Genomic DNA, 23,681 nt, shown 5'->3' with positions numbered 1-23,681 from the left:
ACTTAGCGCTAAGGCCGTTGATATAAGTCTATTGTGTTTTTGAGGCAAAGCGCTGTATCAACAGCTGTTTAATATTGTATTGGCGTAAAAAGAGAGTTGCGGCGGTAAACAGCAGTCCCCATCTTAGTAGTAACACTTGCCAGATAATATCCTTATCAAAGCTTTTTTCTAGCTCGCAGATCACCAATACTAACCATAAAAACATCAGCATTAATGCGTTATTGACCCGCTGCAACTGGGTTGGTGGACAATACGCAGCGGTATAAGCGCAGAGTAATCCGACGATCGCGCCGAGCATAATATCTTGTGGCCAGTGTGCGCCAACAATGATCCTCGATATGCCAACGATAGTGCCAAACGTGATCGCAAAGACTTTAATGGTGTGGCTTTGGTAAGCAAACCATAGGGTACCAGCAAACAGGAAGGCGCTAGCAGTATGGCCGGAGGGAAAACTATGGCTCATGCGGGTTTCACCAATAATATTAAGTGGTTCTAACACTGCAGCGGGGCGCGGCATATCAAAATATTGTTTTAATAGCGGTACGAGCAGTAATGACAACACGCTGGCAATGATCACCCGTAATATTATCTCAGGGCATTTGATCAAGAAGCATAAGGTGATCACTCCAAGCGTCACACCATTGCCTAAGTCGGTGATGAGCAATAGGGGCCAATCGGGTAACTCTGCCGCGATTCCATTGAGTAGTCTAAACAGGGTAAGGTTTACATCGGGAAGAAGCGTGATTAAAAAAGCACAGCTTAGCACTAACATTAAGCCGAGAAAGCTGCGTTGATGCTGCTTGTATTGTTTAGGCAAGCCATCAGCCTTTGCATATGTGGTGGTGCCCATAGTCGTCTCAAATCAGCAATTATTTCCCACAATAGATCTTTGTTATGTTTAAGTAAAGCCACATGATTTTTAATAAACCGCTGTTGGTCTTTAGATCGATTATCGATGGATGTTTCAATGGGGATAATCACTAAATATCACTGAAATAATGCTAAAACTAGCTAACGATATGCGTTTTGGCCTCATTTTGTATTAATGTCAGTTTTTGCTTTTTTGTTAGCTTCTTAACTGCTATTTCACGTTTCAGTGCAGTCGAGTGACAACTTAACTGCTCATGATAAACCAATTGCAGCGGCCCCTTACCGCGCAGAAACTTAGCGGCTTTAGGGCCGCCGCCTTGATGTTCTTTAAAGCGGCGTGCGATATCGGTTGTTACGCCGGTATAGAGTTGGCCTTTATGGCACTCAACGATATATAAAAACCAAGGTTTACCCGTCGTCATCGATAGCTCTTGTTTTTCTGAGTGTGGTTAACGACAGCTTGTGCTGTTGGTTAATATAGACTCTGCGCCCAACAACCCCAATAAGAAAGCATACTCTTCAGCCGTGTCTTGATAGCGGCGATAGCGGCCACTTTTCCCACCGTGTCCAGCTTCCATATCGATATGGAACAGTAATAAGTTGTCGTCGGTCTTATATTCCCTTAATTTCGCCACCCATTTTGCCGGTTCAAAATATTGCACCTGAGAGTCATGCAGACCAGTGGTGACCAAAAGGTGAGGGTAGGCTTGACGCGTTATGTGGTCATAGGGGGAGTAAGTGAGCATATAGTCGAAGGCGGATTTATCGTTAGGGTTGCCCCATTCATCATACTCATTGGTGGTGAGTGGAATCGACTCGTCTAGCATGGTCGTCACAATATCGACAAACGGCACGTGGGCGGCCACAGCGAAGTAGAGCTCGGGTGCTTGGTTAATCACGGCGCCTATCAACAGGCCACCTGCGCTGCCCCCCGTCGCAACTACTTTATGAGGATCGGCATATTGTTGCTGTATCAATGCTTGGGTGACATCGATAAAATCGTTAAAGCTATTTTGCTTGTTAAACAGCCGGCCTGCGTCATACCAAGGTCGGCCGAGCATTTCGCCACCGCGCACATGGGCAATGGCGTAAACCACGCCTCGGTCGAGTAGGCTTAATATGGCACTGTCAAAATCCGCATCTATGGTGTAACCGTATGCGCCATAACCATATTGGTACAGTGGGTTGCTGCCATCTCGTTTAAATAAGCTTTTGTTGTACACCAAGGTAACGGGAATGCTCGCGCCATCTCTGGCATCGATAAAGAGGCGTTCAGCCTGATAATGCTCACTATTAAAGCCACCTAATACGTTTTCCCTTTTGAGTAACCGCTTGGGTGAAGCTTGGGTCAAATCGTATTGGTAAATCGATTCTGGGGTGGTTGGGCTAGCATAATAGAGCCTAAGCTGGTGGCTATCTTGGCGAGGATTAACATCAAAACCCACCACATAAGCGGGATCATCGAAGTCGATTTGATAGCTAGGTAGCTTATCCGGATAGACGGTGATCTGGCTGAGTCCCTGACGGCGCTGCTGCACAATAAGGTAATCTTGCAGTACCAAGAACTCCTCTATGCGGCATTGGTCATCGGCAGCAATCACCTCCTGCCAAACATGCTTATTGGCAAAATCCGCTTCGGCCACTTGCATCAGGCGAAAGTTAACCGCCTGCCAATTGGTTAAAATAAAATAGTCGCTACCCCGTTTCGCCACCGAATACTCATGGCCCGTTTCTCTGGGAAGTAGCGCTGTGAAGTGATCAAGTGCTTGATCGGCATCGAGCACCGAGACCTCGCTGGTGATCGTGCTTTCATGGTATAGCTCGATACGAGTTTCATCTAAACTTTTACCTAAGCTGAGGTAGAAGCTGTCATCTTGCTCTTCATACACGAGTGTATCGGCCGATTGTGGCTGCCCTAACCGATGACGAAATACTTGGTAGCCCAGCAGGGTTTGTGGATCTTTGGCGATGTAAAACAGGTGCAGATTATCGTTAGCCCACACTATGCTACCGTCAGTGCCTTCGAGTGTCTCTTCCAGCAGTTCGCCTTGTTCGAGGTGCTTAATGTGTATGGTGTAGATGCGCCGGCTCAGTTTGTCTTCACTAAAGGCCAATAACTGTTCGTCAGGGCTAATGGCGAAGCTGCCCAGACCATAAAACTCATGGCCGTGGGCGCGTTGGTTAACATCTAACAGCACCTCTTCGGCATCACTATTAAGCTGTGGTTTACGCAGTAAGATAGGGTATTCCCCCTCTTTATGGTAACGACTCCAATACCAATGGGAGTGCCAGTAGTAAGGAACACTCGACTCGTCTTTATCTAGCCTGCCGACCAGCTCATCGAATAAACGTGCCTGTAAAGGCGCGAAGGGCTTAAAGCATTGTTGATGGTAGTTGTTTTCGGCATTGAGATGCGCTATCACCTCTGGTGACTGACGCGTATCGTCTCTTAACCAATAATAGTTATCGATCCTCTCTACACCATGATGTATCAATGAGTGTGGCTTTTTGGCGGCGAGCGGTGGAGAAATTGAATGCATTAAAGACGACCTTTATTATCGATAACGTGGTAAACCAGTGCGAGTTTGCCTGTAAAGCTTGAGCTTAGGTGATTTAGTTCAGGCTTGTCACCTTCTAGCTTGTTATTTGTTTCAAATTGGCGCACCCTATTTACGCCTAATGTGCTGATCCTAAGTGATTAAGATTAGCCCCTCCAGCAATATTTACGGTTTACTGCTGTTATGCAGACCCAGTGTGAGCCCGTTAGCGAGTCCGTTTAACAGTGACGCTGCGCCGCTTAACAAGAGCCTGTTGAGCCGATATTCAGTGAGTAGGTGACATTAATAATTCTCAGGGCGGGGTGTAACTCCCCACCGGCGGTGATAGTTGTATATGCAACTTAAGCCCGCGAGCGCCTAATCTATCCCAAGGTTAGGGTCAGCAGATCTGGTGCCCTTATTGCGTGTAGAGATTGCATGTTAAAGGTATTCCAGAGCCGACGGTAATGAGCGCGTAAGCGCACTGAGTCCGGATGAAAGAGAATATAAGAACCACAAACAGCGTATGTCGCGCTCTAAGCTTGGGCTTAGTTCGCTAACGTGACCCTGGCTCTTATTCAACACCACCATAAGCGCAGGCTTATCGGTGTTATTTTCTATATGCCCTGATTCTGGCACAAAACCATTTTATTAGTATTACTAAGGATTTAACCATGAATCAGTCTTTACTCTCAGCCTTTGGCGATGCCAATACCCGTGTTGAAGCCGCGTTGACAGCCTTACGCGCTGGCCAAGGCGTGTTGGTGGTCGACGATGAAGATCGCGAAAATGAAGGCGATCTTATTTATGCAGCCGAGCACTTAACCAATCAACAGATGGCGCTGCTTATTCGGGAATGCAGTGGCATAGTCTGTTTATGCCTGCCAGATGAACGGGTTAAACAATTACAGTTACCGCCCATGGTGGCTGATAACTCAAGCCAATATGGCACCGCGTTTACCGTGAGCATCGAAGCCAAAGTTGGGGTGACAACCGGCGTTTCGGCTGCCGATCGGGTCACCACCATTAAAGCGGCGATCGCCGATGGGGCAAGTGCCAGTGATCTGGCTCGCCCTGGTCATGTGTACCCGCTACGTGCTCAACCCGGTGGCGTATTGACTCGCAGAGGGCATACCGAAGGCACCATAGATCTGATGTTGCTGGCGGGGCTGAAACCTGCGGGCGTGTTATGTGAGGTGACCAATCCTGATGGCACCATGGCGAGATTGCCTGAAATCATCGCATTTGGTGAGCTGCATCAAATGCCAGTGTTGACCATAGAAGATATCGTGATTTACCGTAAGTCGTTACTGGCTCAAGCGAGTTAATAGGCTTAATAAACAAACAAAGAGCCGATATACGGCTCTTTGTTTATCATTTACCACCAATATCGACCACTCATAAGGTCTATTTCAAATAGACACAGGCGATCCGTTAGCGGTTTATTGACCCGAGGTCATCACGCTCGCCGACTCTTCGATGGCCATTTGCGCCAAATCCTTATCGACAAAAAATAATGCCTTACCATCTTCGCCAATCAGGCGAATCTTATCGACGATTGATTTAAACAACTTCTCTTCTTCATGTTGCTCAGAGACATACCACTGCAGGAAGTTAAAAGTAGAATAGTCTTGGTTAGTGAATGCAGCATGAGCAAGTGCATTGATTTTACTGGTTATCATCTGCTCATGGGCGTAGGTGTGTTCAAAAAGGACCAGTAATGATTCAAACTCAGCTTGCGGTGCTTCAATGGCGCCAATCAGTGGCATGCCGCCCGTTTCGCTAACGTAGGTAAATAGGCGGTGCATGTGCTGCATCTCTTCGTCAGCATGGGCACGCATAAATTTAGCGGCACCCTCAAAGCCCTTGTCTTCGCACCAAGCGCTCATTTGCAGGTAGAGATTTGAGGAGAAGAACTCCACATTAATTTGTGCGTTCAACTGATCAATCATCGTTTGTGCCAGCATAGTAGATCCTTGTTATGTTCATTGGATTAAGCTGGGCTATTGTGTAAAAGCGGGCGGTTAAATGCAACTAAATTTACTTAACTTAATGTTTCAAATACAAATAGTTATCATTGCGTCAGTGTTGACCCTATCAAATATTTGTCGGATTAATGGGCCCTTGATTAAGCCATTTATAAGCGGCGCGTTGTAGGCATAAGCCTTGCGATTGGCGGTAGGTGACAGTCTTGTTTCGCGCTATATTAAGTCGTAAATTGCGCAGGCAGCTCAGTTAGCTTGCTGAGGATTGATTTGTTCGCACTATGACAAAAACTGCCGTGGAGATCATGGCCTTCTCTCATCAGCGTGGCATAATGGGCATCAATCTTTGCTTAAACATTTATCTTTAAGGTAACCGATGCCCATGAAATTTGATCCATGTTCTCAGCCTAGCCTTATGCACCCAGACGAAGCGATTATTAAACTACTCGATCAAGTCATGCCCCTAAGTGACTCTGAAATGGTGCAGCTTCCCCATGCCTTAGGCCGAGTATTAGCTGAAGATCTGGCATCGAGTATTGATTTGCCTCCTTTTAACAACTCGGCAATGGATGGCTATGCTTTTCGATTGCAAGATTTGAGCAACAACGACACCCTGACGCTGATCGGCCACTCTTTTGCTGGGCACCCGTTTGACGGCGAGGTCAAACCCAACACTTGCGTGCGCATTATGACTGGCGCACCATTGCCATCGGGTTACGATACCGTACAGATGCAAGAAAAGGCCAGTGCCAACGGTGATAGTATTACCATTGAAGCGCCTGATGCGGTTGGTGAAAATGTGCGTTATCGCGGCGAAGAGCTTAATACTGGCGATAAAGTTTTACGGGCTGGTACCCAGATTGGCGCCGCCGAAATGGGCGTACTCGCCACGATAGGAGCGAGCCAAGTTCGCGTTGTGCGTCGGGTTAAAGTGGCCTTTTTCTCAACGGGTGACGAACTGCGCCCGGTTGGCAGCGAGTTGGCGCCGGGGCAGATTTATGATTCTAACCGTTACAGCATTCAAGGTTTATTGAGTCGATCCAACGTAGAGTGGGTCGATTTGGGGGTGATTGCAGATGATCCTGAGGCGATTCGTGAGGCATTTCGTACCGGAGCTGCCCAAGCGGATATGCTACTCACCTCGGGTGGCGTCTCTGTAGGCGACGCCGATTACACCAAACAAATTTTAGAAGAAGAGGGTGAAATTACCTTCTGGAAGCTCGCCATGAAACCGGGTAAGCCATTTGCTTTTGGGCGACTGGGTAAGGCGATATTTTGTGGTCTACCAGGCAATCCGGTGTCATCTATGGTGACCTACTATAAATTGGTGTGGCCGCTTATCAATAAGATGCAAGGCTTGCCACGCGCTAAGCCGTTATTACTGCAGGCGAAATTGAGCAGCGATCTGCGTAAGTTTGCTGGTCGGGTTGAGTATCAGCGCGGTATTTTGAGCCACAACGAACAAGGCCAAGCCGAGGTGAGCATCACAGGTGGGCAAGGCTCGGGTATGTTGACTTCGATGAGCTTGGCTAACTGCTTTGTGATTTTAGCGCGAGAGCAGGGTGACACGCCTGCGGGTAGCTTAGTGACGGTTGAACCCTTTAATTCTGTGCTCTGTTAAGTAGGTAAGCTGAGATGACATCGACACTCGATAATCACGACATTCTGTCGGACAGCGAGATCTTACGTTACAGTCGCCAAATCTCCATTAAGGCGATGGACTTTGAGGGGCAAGAGAAGCTGAAACAAGCCAAGGTATTAGTCATTGGGCTTGGCGGCTTAGGTTGCGCCGCAAGCCAATATCTTACCGTGGCGGGTGTAGGGCAATTGACCTTAGTGGACTTTGACACTGTTGAGCTGTCTAATCTGCAACGCCAAGTGCTGCATCAAGCGGATAATATCGGCCAACCTAAGGTGGCCTCGGCGCAAGAAACCTTGAGTCAGCTTAATCCTCATGTGGCGATTACCACTATCAATGCCGTGCTCGATGACTCAGAGCTTGATGCCTTAGTCATGCAGCACGATATCGTGATGGACTGCACTGACAATATGACGGTGCGTGAGCAGTTAAATAGCCGTTGCTTTACCCATAAGGTACCACTGGTTTCGGCCGCAGCGATTCGTATGGAAGGCACTGTCACTGTGTTTGACTATCAGGGGGATACGCCTTGTTATCATTGCTTTAGCCAGCTGTTTGGCGACCAGCAATTGACTTGCGTCGAGTCAGGCATCTTGGCTCCAGTTGTGGGCATGATTGGTTGCCTGCAAGCGGTAGAGGCCATTAAGGTGATTGCTCACATGGGCAAACCTTTAGTGGGCCGCATTTTGATGATAGATGCGATGACCATGGAGTTTCGCGAGATGAAACTTATTAAGCAGCGAAACTGTAGCACCTGTGGTGCATAAGCGCAGTTAGCTGATACGCTAGCCCAGATGGTGGGCTAGCTGTTTTGTGTTGAAATATTAGGTTTTTTCGGCGCTTATTCTTTTAACTCTCCATGATCTCACATCGCTGTTATTTGAAATCTTTATTACTTAAAATCTCTATGATTTTTATGGCTAATTATTTTAAATGCCTGCCACCATCGAGCGCCAATGAACGTCCGGTAATGTAGTGGCTTGCCATAAGATATTCAATCGCCTTGAGCACCTCGATTTCACCTGCTTCACGTTGCAGTAGCGATTTAGCTAATGCCTGCTGTTTATATTGCTCGTCATCATGTGCATTAAAACAGATCAGCGCAGGCGCAATACTATTGACCTTTACGTGTGGGGCTAGCTTAGTCGCAAACGATAATGTCATATTTTCTAATGCAGCCTTACTGGCCGCATAGGCGATATGTTTCTTGCTGCCTTTTTGGGCGACATAATCGGTGAGGTGAATGATGTCGCTTAGGTGGTCACCTTGGGTCAGCAGCGGGGCTAACCCTAGATTGATCTGATAAGGTGCCGTCACATGTACCTGCATCATGGTGGTCATTATTTGCTCTGGCGCCATCGGGCTGTCATCGGGTAACCACAGAGAGGCGTTGTGAACAATGGCGTCAAGCTGCGGATACTTAGCCGTGATGGCATCAATGAAAGTTTGCACCTCTTCAGCTTGGGTAAAGTCACAGCAATACAGGTCAGCACCCGCCTCGCTTAAAACGTCGATGCTGGGGTAATGGCGTCGAAACGTCCCGATAACCTGATAGCCTTTGTCAATAAAGGCCTGTGCTAAGTACAAACCAATGCGCTTGCCTACGCCTGTGATTACAATGGTGGGTTGCATAAGATCCCTGTCGGTAAGTTAGCCAAGAAATTCGGCTCTAGTATGATGATTCGACTTAAAGCAGCCACCTAATGCGGTGGTTTGTGTCGAGGATTGGCTGTCCATAATGCCGCGTGATTTGACGCAATAGTGGGTCGCTGAAATCGATACCGCCACATCGTCGGTATTGAGTAGGGTTTGCAGTGCCACCAATATTTGTTGGGTCAGCCGCTCCTGCACCTGAGGCCGTTGAGCAAAAAAGCGTACGATACGATTAATTTTCGACAAACCTATGATCGATGACTTAGGGATGTAAGCCACTTTGGCCGTGCCATCTATGGTAATAAAGTGATGTTCACAGGTGCTGGTTAGGCTGATGTCGCTGACTTTGACCATTTCATCGACACCCATTTTATTGTCAATTTGAGCAATCGCGGGGAAGTTGTCGTAATCGATGCCGGCAAAGATCTCATTAACGTACATTTTGGCAATACGATGAGGGGTTTCGCACAGGCTGTCATCATTGAGGTCTAGCCCTAAAGTGTCGACCACTTCGGTCATTAATCCTTTAATTCGCTCATACTTCTGTTGCGAAGACAGGGGGTTATCACGCAATGGCGTTTCTAAGCCTTGGGCGATTAACGCTCGTCTCACTTGCTGTGCAGCTGGATTCATAACTAATACTCCGCGGTAAAACGGTTAATGATGACTATCTGTCATCTAAGTGGCTTTCTAGCGATAACGAGACTGAGTCGGCAAATCGCAGGGCGTGGGGTTTGTCTACTGTCACTTGGCAGTAACGCACCCAGGGATGCTCACAACTAATGGTGAGTATGTCGGACACTAATTTTTCCAGTAATAAAAAGCGACCTTCCTCAACGTGCTGGATCACTTTTTTGGTGATCACCTTATAGTTGAGTGCGTCACTGACATCATCTGTCTGGGCTGAAAGCGCAGCTGGGTAGTGGATTTCAATATTGATCACCACATCTTGCTGTTTCTCACGCTCATCGGGGTTAAAACCGATAAAGGTGCGTAACCTAAGATTGGTTATTTTGATTTTGGCATGGCTGATTTTGGCGTTGGTAATGGTCATGATATTTCCTCATCATTTGCAGACAGTACGTTGGTCGTGAACAGTTAGATCATTTGCTAAAGTAAAGCAGATAGGAATTTAGATGGTGCTGTGAAGTCATTTTTTTATCAAGCTTTGCTTGATAAATCTTGTGGTTATTGCTTCTCCTATTTTTCGTCGGTTAATGAAGTTTCTTGTTAGTTTTTCACTAGGTTCTCTTTCATTTTTAAGCATCATTAACATTCGGTTGATAGAGCATCATTGAGAGTGATGTCGTTTACCCTGTTGCTCCGCCCATATCGAATGTTAAATGTGAACAAACCATATTTGACGGATATCGATTATTGAGTTCACTAGAAAGGTTAGTTTTAACATTGAGGTTATTGAGTTCAGATACAGATGAATAGCAACTTTTTAGTTAGTGCTCTAATCATGATGGTGGGTTTCAATAACTGTTTATTCTTGGAATAAAGCCTATTTAACCGCCTAAAGGTCGTTAAAGTTAGTAAAAATTGGCATTTTATTGGACGTGGCCATAGAGAAGAATACAATAGGCGAAAATAATATTTACTATATTACTATCAGTTGAAATCATTTTTGATAATCTAGAATGATTTTTCAATAGTTATTCTTTAGGTTTTTTTAGTGGGGATAATCGATGACAAAAGGTATTGATAAGTACAGTATCGATAGTACCGACTATACGGTTGGTCAGGATAATGTTCAGAAGTGGGGGTTTGATGTACATAACCCTGTATTTGGTATTAGTGCGGGGCTAATTGTTGCATTTCTAATCGCAACCTTAGTTACTGATGCCGAAACATCGAAGGCGGCGTTAGATGGTATCAAATGGAAAATTATTGGTTTATTTGATTGGTTATTTATTTGGTCAGGCAATGTTTTCGTTTTGTTTTGCTTGGGATTAATTGTATCACCCTATGGCAAAATACGGTTAGGTGGGCGTGAGGCGACAGCTGACTATTCTTTCTTCTCTTGGCTATCTATGTTGTTTGCTGCGGGTATGGGAATAGGATTAATGTTTTGGAGTGTTGCTGAGCCTGTTGCTTATTTTACTGGTTGGTATGAAACTCCCTTAGGTGTAGAGGCTTATTCGCCTGAAGCTGCCAAAATCGCGCTAGGTGCGACTATGTTCCATTGGGGTTTGCATCCTTGGGCTATTTATGGCGTTGTGGCCTTATCTTTAGCTTTCTTCGCCTACAATAAAGGACTTCCTTTATCAATTCGTTCTATTTTTTACCCAATTTTAGGTGACCGAGCCTGGGGATGGGCGGGGCATATTGTCGATATATTGGCCGTGTTGGCAACCTTATTTGGTCTGGCAACTTCTCTGGGGTTAGGGGCGCAGCAGGCAGCGAGTGGTATTCATCATGTATTTGGCATTGAGGCTGGATTAGATCTGCAGATTGGGGTGATTATTGGCGTAACTTTACTGGCGGTCGTATCTGTTGTTAGAGGCATCGATGGTGGCGTAAAGGTTATTAGTAATATCAATATGATAGTGGCTCTTATACTACTTATTTTTGTTGCCGTGATAGGTTATTACGTTAGCTTTGGATCGGTATATACTACGCTGATGTCCTATGTTGAGAACATTATCCCTTTAAGTAACCCTCATGGCCGTACCGATGAAGCCTGGTTCCAAGGTTGGACTGTATTTTACTGGGCTTGGTGGATATCTTGGTCACCATTTGTAGGTATGTTTATTGCGCGAGTGTCCAGAGGGCGCACCGTGCGTGAATTTATCACCGCAGTATTGTTGGTTCCAACCTTTGTAACGCTTCTCTGGATGTCGGTATTTGGCGGGATGGCAATCGATCAAGTGGTCAATAAAGTGGGTGAACTTGGTACGCAGGGGCTTATCGAAGTGCCTTTAGCTATGTTCCAGATGTTTGATGTTTTGCCGTTTGGTACATTATTATCAACTATTGCTGTTCTCTTAGTCTTAGTCTTCTTTATTACTTCTTCAGACTCAGGGTCATTAGTGATCGATAGTATTACAGCCGGAGGTAAGATGGATGCACCGGTACCTCAACGCATATTTTGGGCACTATTAGAGGGCGCTATAGCGATTGCATTATTGTGGATTGGTGGAGCTCAAGCGATTGAGGCTTTACAGGCTGCAGCGATCTCTACAGCCTTGCCATTCACATTTATATTGTTGTTGATGTGTGTCAGCCTGATTAAAGGGATGCGTACTGAACCCTTTTAGTTGATGAGATTATAGTGAGGCTAGATTACTGGCCTCCTTTTTATAGGGAGGCCTTAATCTCTTGTGGACTCTATTGCCAGAATTCTTTGATAGGTGATTGTGGATCATAGTGATGTGCAATTTGTGCCTGAAGAAGCTCAGCCGTAGCAATCGCATCGGTCAAGGCATGGTGAGGCGAGTAAGGCGGTAATCCATATCGTTGCCGACAGGCTCCAAGCCTTCTTGAAAGAGATTTGCCGCCTTTGAGCCTGTTCCATATTCTAGCGCGAAGTTTATGTTGGATTCTTGATTCCAGTTCCATGGTGTCCACCACGGGAAATTCGATGCCATTGTTGATTCGGGTCATTAAGGCCCGCTCCAAAAATAGTCGTTCTATTTGTTGGCAATGAACCACTATTATTTTACCCGCCATCTCATTTAATACCTGCTCGAATATAACCGATAGGTCTGGTGCATCTAAGATGTCGGTATGGGTAATACCATGGATGATGACGGAATCTTCGGCTAACTTTTCTCTTGGCCTCACCGTCCAAGATTTTGCGCGGTTGAGAAAGATACGATCTAAGTTAAAAGGCACTGTTCCTATGCTGATGATATCATCTTTATCTGCATTTAGACCTGTTGTTTCAAAGTCCATGGAGAGGAACTCTATTTTGCCGATGGGGTTATTTCCATCGGGAAGTGATGTGGCATAATAATCGCGTAAACTACCCTCTTTTAATGTTTTTAGTTTTTGCTTGAATTTTCCCGGCCAGTCGATAGTTGGATGCGAAAGCCATTTTTTTAGCATAGTGCACTCACTTGAATTGAATATTGGCTTGATAGCGGAACTTGAGAAAATTCTGTCCGTTACTTAAGATTTGAAATGCATCTTTGAGGTTCCGTCGTTCAAAGTCAGATAAGTTTTCGGGCTCTATGTTGTTATCAGGATCTATTCCAAGTTTCACATCAAAGGCTTGGTGACGGATACGCACCATGGATATAAACTCCATGGCATCGCGAAGGTCTTGACCGCGCCCTTTTGGAAGTATAGCGGCATCAATAATATCATCGAGTCGTTCGAACGAATTTCGTGCCCTGGAACCTACAGATAGAGCATGTACACGAATGAGATCTACAAGAGGTGCAGTGCCACGACGCTTGAGGTTAATGGAATTATTATGACGACCATCTTTTTCCATGACAAAGTCTTTGAAGAATCCCAATGGAGGCTTACGATTGAGAGCATTCCTTGCTAAACACGCTAAGAAGCGATTGTTTTTTCTGGCTCGGCGGACGATAAAACCATTAAGCTGCTCAGCCCATTTAAGCCTGCCATATACACCATCAAGATCAAAGAAAATAGAGGCGTTAAGTAAGGCTTTTGGGTTGGGGTTATCTATCCAATCAGCAAAGCACTCTTCCCATTCCTTGCGTGTCATACGCCATGTGGGATTGGTTGCCATAATGTCACCCGTGCAATAACTGTAACCACATTTATCGAGTCCATCACAGACAAATTTAGCTAAGTTTGCAAAGTAATCATTGTGTTTTTCCTTATCATAACTCTCATCCAAGATAATAGCGTTATCTTGATCTGTAACGATAAGTTGTTCATCTCTCCCCATTGAGCCCAATGCTAGAAAACAATAAGGAATAGGCGGTGGGCCAAATTTTTCTTCGGCGAGTTCCAGTATGCGTTGTTTGAAGCTACGCCCTATCACTGACATAGCGCTACCAATCATATGAGAATTTGCGTCCTCATTAACCATGCGCTCGAAGCTGTCTTTAACTTGCTTTGATAGCACCACTAGCTCGTCAACTGATAGTTGCTGAAAGATACTACTTACTAACAGTAGTGAGTTCTGTGATTCGTAGCGCACGATATCAGTGGCTTCAATGATACCTATAGGTTGGCGTCCTTTCAAAATAGGCAGGTGGTGAACGTTGTAACGAAGCATAGTTAACATCACTTCGTGGACATAGGCGTTGTGATCTAGACTGATGACATCTGTGCTTACAACAGAACCGACTTCGTTGGTTGGATTTATACCTTCGGCTAAAACACGGGTACATAGATCTCTATCTGTGATAATGCCCATTAATGGTGATGTATCATCTTCATCATTTTCCAGTACATCAGGATCTATTACTAACAGAGAGGAAACATTATCTTTAGCCATCAATATAGCCGCATCTTGTATACTTTCAGTCTTGTTTATATAGGGGGGCTCGCGAGTTAATAAGGTCCGGACTTTAGGTGAGGTGAGATCATTTTGATTAGTAGAATTTGATACCGCCTGGCGTAAACGTGCGTTATCTTCAACTTCGACAAAATCGGCAAACACATCATATTGCTCGTAGAGTTCTTGAAAAATATTTTCAGGAAGACAGTAGACCAATGTGTCTTCAATAGCTTTAACCGGAAAGCGAATTTTATTGTTGGTAAGTAATCCCATTTGGCCAAAAAGATCACCAGTATCGAGCCTGTTATAGAGTTCTCCTTTTCTGCGGTATACTTCGACCTCGCCGCTACGAATTATGTAAAGATAATTGATATGATCACCAAGATGAATGATAGGCGTATCTTTACGATAATAAGATATCTCTACATGCCGACTAATGCGTTCGATAACTTCTTCAGGTAACAAGTCAAAAGGCGGATATTTTACTAAGAAGTTTTGGATCTCGTTTAACTCAGCTTCCACGATATCTCCTTTGGTCTCGTGCATGGGTTATGCGGCGTGCACCCTATCACATCTAAATTTCGTTAAAGAATATAAAACATGGTGTGGTTTAATTATGATGCGGTCCAGAGCATTTGCCCGCATTGGCTTAGATCATATCCGCCTAATTGCGCTGCAAGTTGTCGGGTCTGGGTGCTGCTAAGCATATCGAATAAGGCTTGCAATTGGCGACGAAAGTAGATGCCTTGTGGCATAACAAAATCAAATGATTCAGTAACAAGAGGCACAAAGCTCAAACCACTTTCCATCGCAACCGATTGGCAACCAAAGCCAATATCGGCCTCGTTACGGGCAATAAATCCAGCCAATTCCCGCTCGCTATAGGCGGTGACGGCAGTATTAAGCTGTTTAATACTTGCCCCTTGTTTCATAAGCCAGTGCTCTAAATGTTGTTGGCTACCGGCTCCCGCTTGGCGGCCAACCCAGCGCCAGGGTAGGCTAACAACTTTGTCTTCTTCTTGGCATCTGTGGTGCATTTCGGCACGCATCATTAATCCTTGCTGGCGGGTATAACCGTGTACCATGACCCATTGTTGGTGGTTGGGGTAGCCCTTGAGCAGTGCGGGGTGGCGAATATTGCGCTCTTCGACATTGCCCCAGTGCAGGGTGCATACATCGGCATAGCCTCGTGATAGCAGATCTAGCCCCATGCGTGAGCCAGTAGCGCTATAGCTGACTAAGTCACTCTTACCGATACGCGACATTAAACGTGCCACTAGCATAGATAGTAGTGGGTCATCACTGCCAGTAATGTGCATTCTATCTGACAGCATACCGCTGTGACACGAGTCCATTACCCAGCGATCGATGAGTATTTTGGGAAATAGCCATTTGCCTGTGACTTTGGTTGCAGGCAATATCCTATCGTTTGCCATGGCGTAGACCTTTTTTTCATTGAGGTCTAAGTATTCAGCCACCTGTTTGGCACTCATGTAGATGAGTTCACTCGGCTCGGTCATCAATATTCCTTTAAATCTATCTATATAGTTAGCTGATATTGCGTTTAGGTGGCGTAGCATCAAACTCAATGTTCTCGGCGCCATTATAAACTAGAAAATGGCGTCCTTTGGCGCGGGCGATCATAGTGATGCCTAGCTTTTGCGCTAGCTCAAGCCCCATCTGGGTTGCCCCACTGCGAGACAACAATACCGGTATGCCCATCTTGGCTACTTTTATCACCATTTCTGAGGTGAGCCTCCCTGTGGTATAAAACAGCTTGTCGCCGCCTAACTCTTGTTTGAGCCACATTTCGCCAGCCAAAGTATCGACCGCATTATGGCGGCCTACATCTTCGACAAAACCGCTGATTTGATCACCCTGACAAAGTCCGCAACCATGCACTGCACCGGCATTTTTATAGGTTTCATTGTAAGCGCTGATATTGTTTAACAGGCTGTACAGCATGCTCTGCTTTAACTGGGGGATCGGTAGCTTAATATCGTCCAAACCATCCATAAAACCACCATAAACAGTACCTTGACCACAGCCTGTGGTGACGGTTTTTTCTGCGAGCTTTTCATCAAGATGCTCTGTGGTCTCTTGCGTTAGCACCGCGGCAGAGCTGACATCCCAATCGACAATGACCGATTCGAGTTGCGTGACATCAGAAATAAACCCTTGGTTTTTAAGATATCCCAGTGCCAAAGCTTCAGGGCGAGCACCCAGTGTCATCAATGTCACAATGGGACGCCAGTTAAGGTAAACCGTCAATGGGCGTTCACACGCAATAAATTTATCAAGGATCTCGCCTTGCTCATTGGTCGCTTTTACAGCAATGGTTAGCGGCACATCGGCCTGGGTTTTTAAGAAAGTTAGCTGTTTATTCTTAGTCATAAAGATCATCTTGTCGCAATAGGCTGCCAGCAGCATAGCAATAATCATTCCGATACTAATATTTTATGTTGTAATGCGTGATCGAGTTAAATGCTTATGGCTCAAACGCCCTTTTATGTCCCGCTTAAAATGTCATTTAGGACAAATTGTCCTACCCTTGAAAGGAAATTGATGATCTAGCTCAAACTATATTACCAATTGCGCTGGCATGTATATTGCTTGTTAATCATATACCGCAACCCATAGCTTGGCTTGCCAAATTAGGCTCAAGCTCTCTAATCAACGGAGTTGGAATGCAACGTACCGAAAGTCAATGGCCCATGTATGTTTCGCTGAAAAAGGTCGAGAAACAAGTTGGGCGCTGGATAGCTGAATCTTGGGAATTAGATCAGGTCGTTCCTGCCACGCAACCGTCGCCAGAGGGAGCTAAATTGGTGGGGTTAGAACTGCACAAGGATGAACGTGGCAGTTACCGTATCAATTTAGATATGGATAATGCCATGTTATTTATTGTATGCGATGAGCTAGAAGATGGCACTTGGGTGCCGACCCATATTTCGGCCGATCAAAATGTCGCAGCAGGTTGCCTTGAGGGGGATACACCAGTATTGAGCATGCTGATGCCCGATGCAGTCGCGTGTTGGATTGAAGCGTATATCACCCGCCATGGCGAGGTAGAAATTTGTGCCCATCGACGTAAGCACGTGGATCGTCGTAATAATGAGGGGCCAAGTAGTAACCATAACCGAGGACAGGTTTCATAATGAGCGATAAACCAAGCGGATTGTTAGCGCGATGGAGCCTTCGTCGTCAGCAAGTGCAGCAAGAAGAGGAAGCCGAGCAAATGGCTCAGCTGTCCTCTGAGCAAGCGACAGCGACTATTGAGCCAGCAAGCGAGACATCACCTGTTGAGTCAAGTGATGAAAATAAAATCTTAATGGCAGCAGACCTGCCAGATCCTGAGTCGATTGAGGTTGGTGGTAGCTTTGCCAGTTTTATGGCCGATAATGTTGATCCCAATGCTAAGGCCGCCGCGTTACGCGCCTTGTGGAAGCAACCACATTACAGTGAGATAGATGGTCTGCTCGAATACGCTCTCGATTATACCAATCAGCCTAAACTGTCGCCGGAAGTATCGGCTGAGCTTGCTAAGAAAGTCTTCCGTCACCTTACTCAAGATGATGAGCAACAAGAACCATCTAACGAGTCACTCGAAGCAAAAGAGATGATAGCTTCGAATACCCCGCAGGATGCGAATTTACCCGGCGTAAGCCCAGCGGACATTTTGGACGAAGAGTTAGCCGATTTGTCCCAAAATGAACCAGAATCACAAGGTGCACCTAAACCACCCGTTGCTTGAGGTTAGTTTAGAGTGTTTTTAAATCCATAATTTTGGTACGTGAATTGCTGCTGATGAGGCATATAAAACAACGGGTTAATTTCTCGTTGATAATGAGGTGAAGCTGGCGCCAATAAAGCGCACGCCAATTAGAGCACATATAGCCACCTCGTAAACGGCAGCAGCCAAAACTGTTCAGGAACGCAATGTGAGCATGCATTTAAACGGTAACGAAAACCTGACTGACCTCAAACAGGTCCGTCAGCAAGTATTGGGACAGACGCAAATACTGCAAAACTTGATCCCGCCGACAGTCAGCTACACCACTGAGGGCAATGTGCTTATCATCGGCCCAGAAGATTTGGCTCGCCTAGCGGCGGACAAATTGTCTAACATGGGTCAGCGCGCGATCCTCGCCAATGAATCCATTACTAGCCAAGATGAAGAGCATCTTGAAAAAGTGATGGCCGCGGCGGAAGATGTTGAAAGCTATTACAATAAGCTTATTGAAATAAAAGGTTTCTTGGGGCAGTTTCAAGTTAAGGTTGAACATGAGACTGGTACAGCCGACCTGAGTTTAGTGGCGATTCGTAAGGCTCATTTCGACCTGATTCTCGATCTCAGTCACTCGCCCTGTATTAATTTAGAGATGTTGCCGCCTGGCTACTTCTATGTCGGTCAAGATGAGGCCAAGTTGGCCGATGCTATATCCCAGTTGCCTAATTTAATTGGTGAGTTCGATAAGCCTCGCTATGTCAAAGTCAACAGCGACATTTGTGCTCACAACCGTAATGGTATCGATGGCTGTAATCGTTGCCTTAACTTTTGCCCCGCAGATGCTATTGCCAGTGTAGATAAGAAGATTGAAATCGATCCTTATCTCTGTCACGGCGCAGGCAGTTGTACCAACGCGTGCCCGACTGGTGCGATTAGCTATGATTTGCCCACGCCACAGGCGTTGCATTCTTACCTGCATAAGTTAGTCACGCGTTTTCGTGAGCAGGCACAAGTTGCACCCGTTATTTTGTTCCATGACGCCGCCAATGGCGCCAGCTTAATTAACGACGATCTACCCGGCGCCGTCATTCCGGTAGAGCTAGAAGAGATCACCGTTGCTAGCATGGATCACTGGATGTCATCACTGGCTTGGGGCGCACGCCAGGTGATAGTGCTTAATACCGATGCCACAGCACCCACCTTGACACAGATGCTAAATGGCGAACAACAGTTAGCCAATGAGATATTCGATGAGATGGGCCAGCCGCAGCGAGTGAGCGTGGTCAATCAGCATCAGTTATCTGAATTAGCCTCTTTGGTTGAGACTAGTGCCAGTTGGCCTGTAATTGTCCCTGGTGAATTTAGCCCAACCACTAAGCGCGCCACCTTATATGCGGCAATCGATCATCTCAATAGCCAAGCGGCTTCTATCGACACCACATTAAGTAAAGGCAATATTCCGTTCGGTAAAGTCAGCGTCAATACCGATAGCTGTACCCTATGCCTGTCGTGTGTGTCGACCTGTCCGACCCAAGCGTTAACCGATGGCGGTGATTTGCCGGCGCTGCACTTTGTTGAGCAAGATTGTGTGCAGTGTGGGTTATGTGAGTCAGCCTGTCCCGAGAATGTGATTAGCCTGACCGCCCAAATGAATTTTGATGCGACTGCTCGTCAGCAGCGCCAAACACTGAAAGAGGAAGCGCCGTTCGAGTGTATTCGTTGCGGTACCCCTTTCGCCACCCAATCCATGGTGCAACGGATGCTGGATGTAGTCGGGGGCCATAGCGCCTTTAGTGCCAACACAGAACGCTTGAAGATGTGTGGTGACTGCCGGGTAAAAGATATGTTTGAAGATATTCTTCAAGATCCTGAAAAGCAACTGCGATAAGAGTGTAGCTATGACCGAATTAGTAAGAGAAGTATCAGAAAACGATCAGCTAAGAGCCGATATTTATCAGCTGTTAGCCGCACTATTACGTTGCCAGCCAAGTGCCGAACTATTGCAGTTTCTTGCCAGTCTTGAAATCGATGCCAGCGAAGATGATAGCGATATCACTAAGGCTTGGTTAGCCGTAAAACTGGCTGCGGGTCAGTTCACTACAGAACAGCTCGAAGAGGAATATTTTAATATTTTCTTGGGGGTGGGCAGTGGTGAAATCTTGCCTTACGGTAGTTGGTTTATGACGGGCTCTTTGATGGATAAGCCTTTGGCGTTACTGCGCCAAGATTTGGTGCAACTCGGATTTGAGCGTACCGATGAGGTGAAAGAGCCTGAAGACCACGTCGCTGCCTTGTGTGAAGTGATGGGAACCTTAATTTTAGAGGCGCCGGGTTATCGTCAATTGGCTTTCTATCAACGCCATATCGGTAGCTGGATCGACCGCTTTTGTGATCATTTAGCTCGCGCGCCCAGTGCGGCGTTTTATGCCACAGTGGCACAGCTGGCTAAATCTTTCTTTGCTATTGAAGCCAATGAGTTCGAGCAATTGAGCTTAAACATTCCGGTGAACTGCCCAGGCAGCGATGCGGAAAAGATCCAACCCACCAGCAATGAACTCGTTTCATAGGGTGGGCGACAGGTTATGCCTGTGCTATTTGGCACAGGCATAGTCAAATCTGAGGGTGCGCCCTCAATTGCAATCGAGTCACCGCGCCAACGCTTATCTATGCTGGCAACGCGACTCATCTTGAGTAAACAAAGGAGACACTATGAAGAAGCAAGCTTCCGATATGGGTCGTCGTCAACTGCTAAAAGCCTTGGCTGTAGGTAGTGCAGCCGGTGCAGTCGCTACCATTAGCGGTCAAGCTGTAGCGGCTACACCAGCACAGGCTAAAGAGTCTGCAAGCGGTGATGGCTATCGCGAGACTGACCATATTCGTAGTTATTACGCGTCGTTACGTACAAAGTAAATCGCTACTTAAGGTAGTGAATCAAGCGTAATAACGTAGTAATTCAATAACATTAGGAGAGTGTGTGATGCGATTAACACGCAAAACAGACCAAGTTGATGCGACTAAAAAGCCAGCTCTAGGTCTAAATCGTCGCCAATTCCTCCAGACAGCAGGTCTTGCTACTGGTGGTATTGCTGCGGCTTCAATGCTGGGCGCAGGTATGATGCGCAAAGCAGAAGCGAAAGAAGTGCCTCACGATGCACCTACAGAAGTAAAACGTACCATCTGTTCTCACTGTTCAGTGGGTTGTGGGATTTACGCTGAAGTGCAAAACGGGGTGTGGACAGGGCAAGAGCCTGCGTTCGACCATCCATTTAACGCTGGTGGCCATTGTGCTAAAGGGGCATCGCTGCGTGAACATGGTCACGGTGAGAAGCGTCTAAAGTACCCAATGAAGCTCGAAGGCGGCAAGTGGAAGCGCCTTTCTTGGGAGCAAGCGATCGAGGAAGTTGGTCAAAAGGCATTGGATATTCGTAAAGAATCGGGTCCCGACTCAGTATTCTTCATGGGTAGTGCCAAGTTTTCTAACGAGCAAGCGTATTTATACCGTAAATTCGCCGCGATGTGGGGCACCAACAATATCGACCACTCAGCGCGTATTTGTCACTCTACCACTGTAGCCGGTGTTGCTAACACTTGGGGCTATGGTGCGCAAACCAACTCTTTCAACGATATCCGTAACGCTAAAGTGATGATGTTCATTGGGTCTAACCCCACCGAAGCCCATCCTGTAGCGATGCAACACATCTTAGAAGGTAAAGAGCGCGGCGCTAAAATCGTCGTGGTTGACCCTCGTTTCACCCGTACAGCAGCTAAGTCTGACGAGTACGTGCATATTCGCCCTGGCACAGATATCCCATATATCTATGGCCTGTTGTGGCATATTTTTGAAAACAAGTGGGAAGATCAAAGCTTTATCGACCAACGTGTTTACGGTATGGAACGTATTCGCGAAGCGGCCGCTAAGTGGACACCTGCTGAAGTGGAAAGCGTGGCCGGTGTACCTGAAGCACAGATGTATCGTGTTGCTAAGCTGTTGGCTACCACTAAGCCTGGCACCGTCGTTTGGTGTATGGGGGGCACTCAGCATCACATTGGTAATGCCAATACCCGTGCCTACTGTATCCTGCAGCTAGCCCTAGGTAATATGGGTGTGTCTGGCGGTGGTACTAACATCTTCCGTGGTCACGATAACGTACAGGGTGCAACGGACTTTGGTCTGCTGTTCGATAATTTACCCGGTTACTATGGTCTGAAGACTGGCGCCTGGAAGCACTGGTGCAATGTTTGGGACTTGGATTACGATTGGGTGAAGAGTCGTTTTGACCAAGAGCAACATCTTGGGCAAGATCCAATGACATCGACAGGTATTCCGTGTTCACGTTGGCATGATGGCGTACTCGAAGATAAGACTAAGATCGCACAGAAAGATAATATTCGTATGTCATTCTTCTGGGGTCAGTCTGTTAATACCGAAACTCGTGGTCGTGAAGTGCGTGAAGCATTGAACAAGATGGACACGGTCGTGGTAGTGGATCCATTCCCAACCATGGCTGGTGTGATGCATACCCGTAAAGACGGTGTCTATTTGCTGCCAGCCTCGACGCAGTTTGAGACCTATGGTTCAGTGTCAGCCTCTAACCGCTCGCTACAATGGCGCTCACAGGTTATTGAGCCGCTATTTGAGTCTAAGCCAGATCACGTGATCATGTACAAGCTGGCGAAAAAGTGGGGCATAGAGCAAGAGTTGTGTAAGCATATCCAAGTCAATGGCGATGAGCCGCTGATTGAAGATATCGTTCGCGAATATAACAAAGGTATGTGGACTATCGGTTACACAGGTCAAAGCCCTGAGCGTTTGAAGATGCACCAAGAAAACTGGGGCACCTTCGATATTAAATCGCTTGAAGCTCCAGGTGGCCCAGCTAAGGGTGAAACCTATGGTCTGCCTTGGCCATGTTGGGGTACGCCAGAGATGAAACACCCTGGCACGCAAATCTTGTACCGCACCGATCGTGAAGTGAAAGACGGTGGCGGTAACTTCCGTGCCCGTTACGGGGTTGAACACGAAGGTAACAACATCTTGGCTGAAGGTTCTTTCTCTAAAGGCTCTGAAATCAAAGATGGTTATCCAGAATTTACCGACAAGATGCTTAAGCAACTTGGCTGGTGGGATGATCTCACCGCCGAAGAGAAAGTGGCCGCAGAAGGTAAAAACTGGAAGACAGATATCTCAGGTGGTATTCAACGAGTGGCGATTAAACATGGTTGTATCCCTTACGGTAACGCTAAAGCGCGTTGTATCGTGTGGAACTTCCCTGATGATATCCCAGTACATCGTGAACCACTGTATACCCCTCGTCGTGACTTGGTTGCTAAGTATCCTACTTATGATGACCGTATGGTTGCGCGACTACCTACTCTGTATAAATCCATTCAGGATCAAGATTTTGCCAAAGACTTCCCATTGGCATTAACCTCTGGCCGCTTGGTTGAGTATGAAGGTGGTGGTGAAGAGACCCGTTCAAATCCATGGCTAGCTGAACTGCAACAAGAGATGTTCATCGAAATTAGCCCAGGTGATGCGGCGGATCGTGGTCTTCGTGATGGTGACGAAGTATGGGTTCACAGTCCAGAAGGCGCCAAAATTAAAGTTCAGGCAATGGTGACTCCTCGGGTGATTAATGGTGAATGTTTCATGCCATATCATTTTGCAGGTATCTTTGAAGGTGAAAGCCTAGAGAAGAATTACCCAGAGGGAACAATCCCTTACGTTATTGGCGAATCGGCCAATACGATATTGACCTACGGCTATGACGTTGTGACACAGATGCAAGAGACTAAGTCTAGCTTGTGTCAGATCACTAAAGCCTAACTGAACTTGATG

The 23,681-nt window shown here is 46.5% G+C and carries 21 protein-coding genes and 1 riboswitch; of the genes, 10 read left to right on the top strand and 11 right to left on the bottom strand.

The window, feature by feature from the left end; all coding sequences use genetic code 11:
• Positions 1–28: 28 nt before the first annotated feature.
• The 3 genes from DN599_RS16865 to DN599_RS16855 form a co-directional block, all read right to left on the bottom strand.
• Entirely contained in the window at positions 29–850 is an 822-nt protein-coding gene (locus DN599_RS16865; RefSeq protein WP_110458762.1) for a phosphatase PAP2 family protein, read from the bottom strand.
• A gap of 157 nt (positions 851–1,007) precedes the next feature.
• A complete protein-coding gene (locus DN599_RS16860) occupies positions 1,008–1,292 on the bottom strand; it encodes a GIY-YIG nuclease family protein (protein ID WP_110458761.1) in 285 nt (94 codons plus the stop codon).
• Positions 1,293–1,319: 27 nt separating this feature from the next.
• Positions 1,320–3,410: a S9 family peptidase gene (locus DN599_RS16855; RefSeq protein ID WP_110458760.1), complete on the bottom strand. Its 2,091-nt coding sequence runs from the start codon at positions 3,408–3,410 to the stop codon at positions 1,320–1,322.
• Positions 3,411–3,712: 302 nt separating this feature from the next.
• Positions 3,713–3,917: riboswitch (FMN riboswitch) on the top strand.
• Between the two features lie 164 nt (positions 3,918–4,081).
• Between DN599_RS16855 and ribB the strand changes: the two genes are divergently transcribed.
• Positions 4,082–4,735: a 3,4-dihydroxy-2-butanone-4-phosphate synthase gene (gene ribB, locus DN599_RS16850; RefSeq protein ID WP_110458759.1), complete on the top strand. Its 654-nt coding sequence runs from the start codon at positions 4,082–4,084 to the stop codon at positions 4,733–4,735.
• Between the two features lie 114 nt (positions 4,736–4,849).
• On the opposite strand, the gene ftnA is transcribed toward ribB, so the two are convergent.
• Positions 4,850–5,374, bottom strand: coding sequence for a non-heme ferritin (gene ftnA / locus DN599_RS16845; protein ID WP_110458758.1), 525 nt, complete (start codon positions 5,372–5,374; stop codon positions 4,850–4,852).
• A 394-nt stretch (positions 5,375–5,768) separates the two neighbouring features.
• Between ftnA and moeA the strand changes: the two genes are divergently transcribed.
• Both moeA and moeB read left to right on the top strand, forming a co-directional pair.
• Positions 5,769–7,013 carry a molybdopterin molybdotransferase MoeA gene (gene moeA, locus DN599_RS16840; RefSeq protein ID WP_110458757.1) on the top strand — a complete coding sequence of 415 codons (1,245 nt, stop codon included), beginning with the start codon at positions 5,769–5,771 and terminating at the stop codon, positions 7,011–7,013.
• A gap of 14 nt (positions 7,014–7,027) precedes the next feature.
• Positions 7,028–7,798: a molybdopterin-synthase adenylyltransferase MoeB gene (gene moeB, locus DN599_RS16835; protein WP_110458756.1), complete on the top strand. Its 771-nt coding sequence runs from the start codon at positions 7,028–7,030 to the stop codon at positions 7,796–7,798.
• A 157-nt stretch (positions 7,799–7,955) separates the two neighbouring features.
• On the opposite strand, the gene folM is transcribed toward moeB, so the two are convergent.
• Genes folM through folX form a run of 3 tightly spaced genes read right to left on the bottom strand, consistent with a single transcriptional unit; the run spans position 7,956 to position 9,717 of the window.
• Positions 7,956–8,663, bottom strand: a complete 708-nt coding sequence (gene folM / locus DN599_RS16830) for a dihydromonapterin reductase (RefSeq protein WP_110458755.1) — start codon at positions 8,661–8,663, stop codon at positions 7,956–7,958.
• Between the two features lie 18 nt (positions 8,664–8,681).
• Complete coding sequence (gene folE / locus DN599_RS16825) at positions 8,682–9,317, bottom strand: GTP cyclohydrolase I FolE (protein ID WP_110458754.1); 636 nt, start codon at positions 9,315–9,317, stop codon at positions 8,682–8,684.
• Between the two features lie 34 nt (positions 9,318–9,351).
• Complete coding sequence (folX, locus tag DN599_RS16820) at positions 9,352–9,717, bottom strand: dihydroneopterin triphosphate 2'-epimerase (protein ID WP_110458839.1); 366 nt, start codon at positions 9,715–9,717, stop codon at positions 9,352–9,354.
• A gap of 658 nt (positions 9,718–10,375) precedes the next feature.
• Here folX and DN599_RS16815 point away from each other — a divergent pair.
• Entirely contained in the window at positions 10,376–11,947 is a 1,572-nt protein-coding gene (locus DN599_RS16815; protein ID WP_110458753.1) for a BCCT family transporter, read from the top strand.
• 70 nt (positions 11,948–12,017) lie between these two features.
• On the opposite strand, the gene DN599_RS16810 is transcribed toward DN599_RS16815, so the two are convergent.
• From DN599_RS16810 to DN599_RS16795, 4 genes are all read right to left on the bottom strand, one after another.
• Positions 12,018–12,737 carry a 3'-5' exonuclease gene (locus DN599_RS16810; protein ID WP_110458752.1) on the bottom strand — a complete coding sequence of 240 codons (720 nt, stop codon included), beginning with the start codon at positions 12,735–12,737 and terminating at the stop codon, positions 12,018–12,020.
• A gap of 7 nt (positions 12,738–12,744) precedes the next feature.
• Positions 12,745–14,634, bottom strand: coding sequence for a DUF294 nucleotidyltransferase-like domain-containing protein (locus DN599_RS16805; RefSeq protein ID WP_110458751.1), 1,890 nt, complete (start codon positions 14,632–14,634; stop codon positions 12,745–12,747).
• Between the two features lie 92 nt (positions 14,635–14,726).
• Complete coding sequence (locus DN599_RS16800) at positions 14,727–15,632, bottom strand: helix-turn-helix transcriptional regulator (RefSeq protein ID WP_110458750.1); 906 nt, start codon at positions 15,630–15,632, stop codon at positions 14,727–14,729.
• 28 nt (positions 15,633–15,660) lie between these two features.
• Positions 15,661–16,506 (bottom strand): formate dehydrogenase accessory sulfurtransferase FdhD, encoded by an 846-nt coding sequence (locus tag DN599_RS16795; protein ID WP_110458838.1) that lies wholly within the window; start codon positions 16,504–16,506, stop codon positions 15,661–15,663.
• Positions 16,507–16,799: 293 nt separating this feature from the next.
• Between DN599_RS16795 and DN599_RS16790 the strand changes: the two genes are divergently transcribed.
• The 6 genes from DN599_RS16790 (at position 16,800) to DN599_RS16765 (ending at position 23,669) form a co-directional block, all read left to right on the top strand.
• Positions 16,800–17,270, top strand: coding sequence for a DUF3305 domain-containing protein (locus DN599_RS16790; RefSeq protein WP_110458749.1), 471 nt, complete (start codon positions 16,800–16,802; stop codon positions 17,268–17,270).
• Positions 17,270–17,866 carry a DUF3306 domain-containing protein gene (locus tag DN599_RS16785; protein WP_110458748.1) on the top strand — a complete coding sequence of 199 codons (597 nt, stop codon included), beginning with the start codon at positions 17,270–17,272 and terminating at the stop codon, positions 17,864–17,866. The genes DN599_RS16790 and DN599_RS16785 overlap by 1 nt, the downstream gene beginning before the upstream one ends.
• Positions 17,867–18,059: 193 nt before the next feature.
• Complete coding sequence (locus tag DN599_RS16780) at positions 18,060–19,730, top strand: 4Fe-4S binding protein (protein WP_110458747.1); 1,671 nt, start codon at positions 18,060–18,062, stop codon at positions 19,728–19,730.
• Positions 19,731–19,740: 10 nt separating this feature from the next.
• Positions 19,741–20,409: a TorD/DmsD family molecular chaperone gene (locus DN599_RS16775; RefSeq protein WP_110458746.1), complete on the top strand. Its 669-nt coding sequence runs from the start codon at positions 19,741–19,743 to the stop codon at positions 20,407–20,409.
• A gap of 142 nt (positions 20,410–20,551) precedes the next feature.
• The gene (locus DN599_RS16770) at positions 20,552–20,752 is read left to right on the top strand and encodes a twin-arginine translocation signal domain-containing protein (RefSeq protein ID WP_110458745.1); all 201 of its coding nucleotides are present in this window, start codon (positions 20,552–20,554) and stop codon (positions 20,750–20,752) included.
• 67 nt (positions 20,753–20,819) lie between these two features.
• On the top strand, positions 20,820–23,669 hold the full coding sequence (locus DN599_RS16765) for a formate dehydrogenase subunit alpha (RefSeq protein ID WP_110458744.1): 2,850 nt from the start codon (positions 20,820–20,822) through the stop codon (positions 23,667–23,669).
• The last annotated feature ends 12 nt before the right edge of the window (positions 23,670–23,681 follow it).

Origin of the sequence: Shewanella algidipiscicola (genome assembly GCF_900380485.1) — a bacterium.
In the GTDB taxonomy this organism is placed as follows: domain Bacteria; phylum Pseudomonadota; class Gammaproteobacteria; order Enterobacterales; family Shewanellaceae; genus Shewanella; species Shewanella algidipiscicola.
The sequence above is the reverse complement of the archived record's forward strand: the minus strand, read 5'-3'. Positions and strand labels throughout refer to the sequence as shown.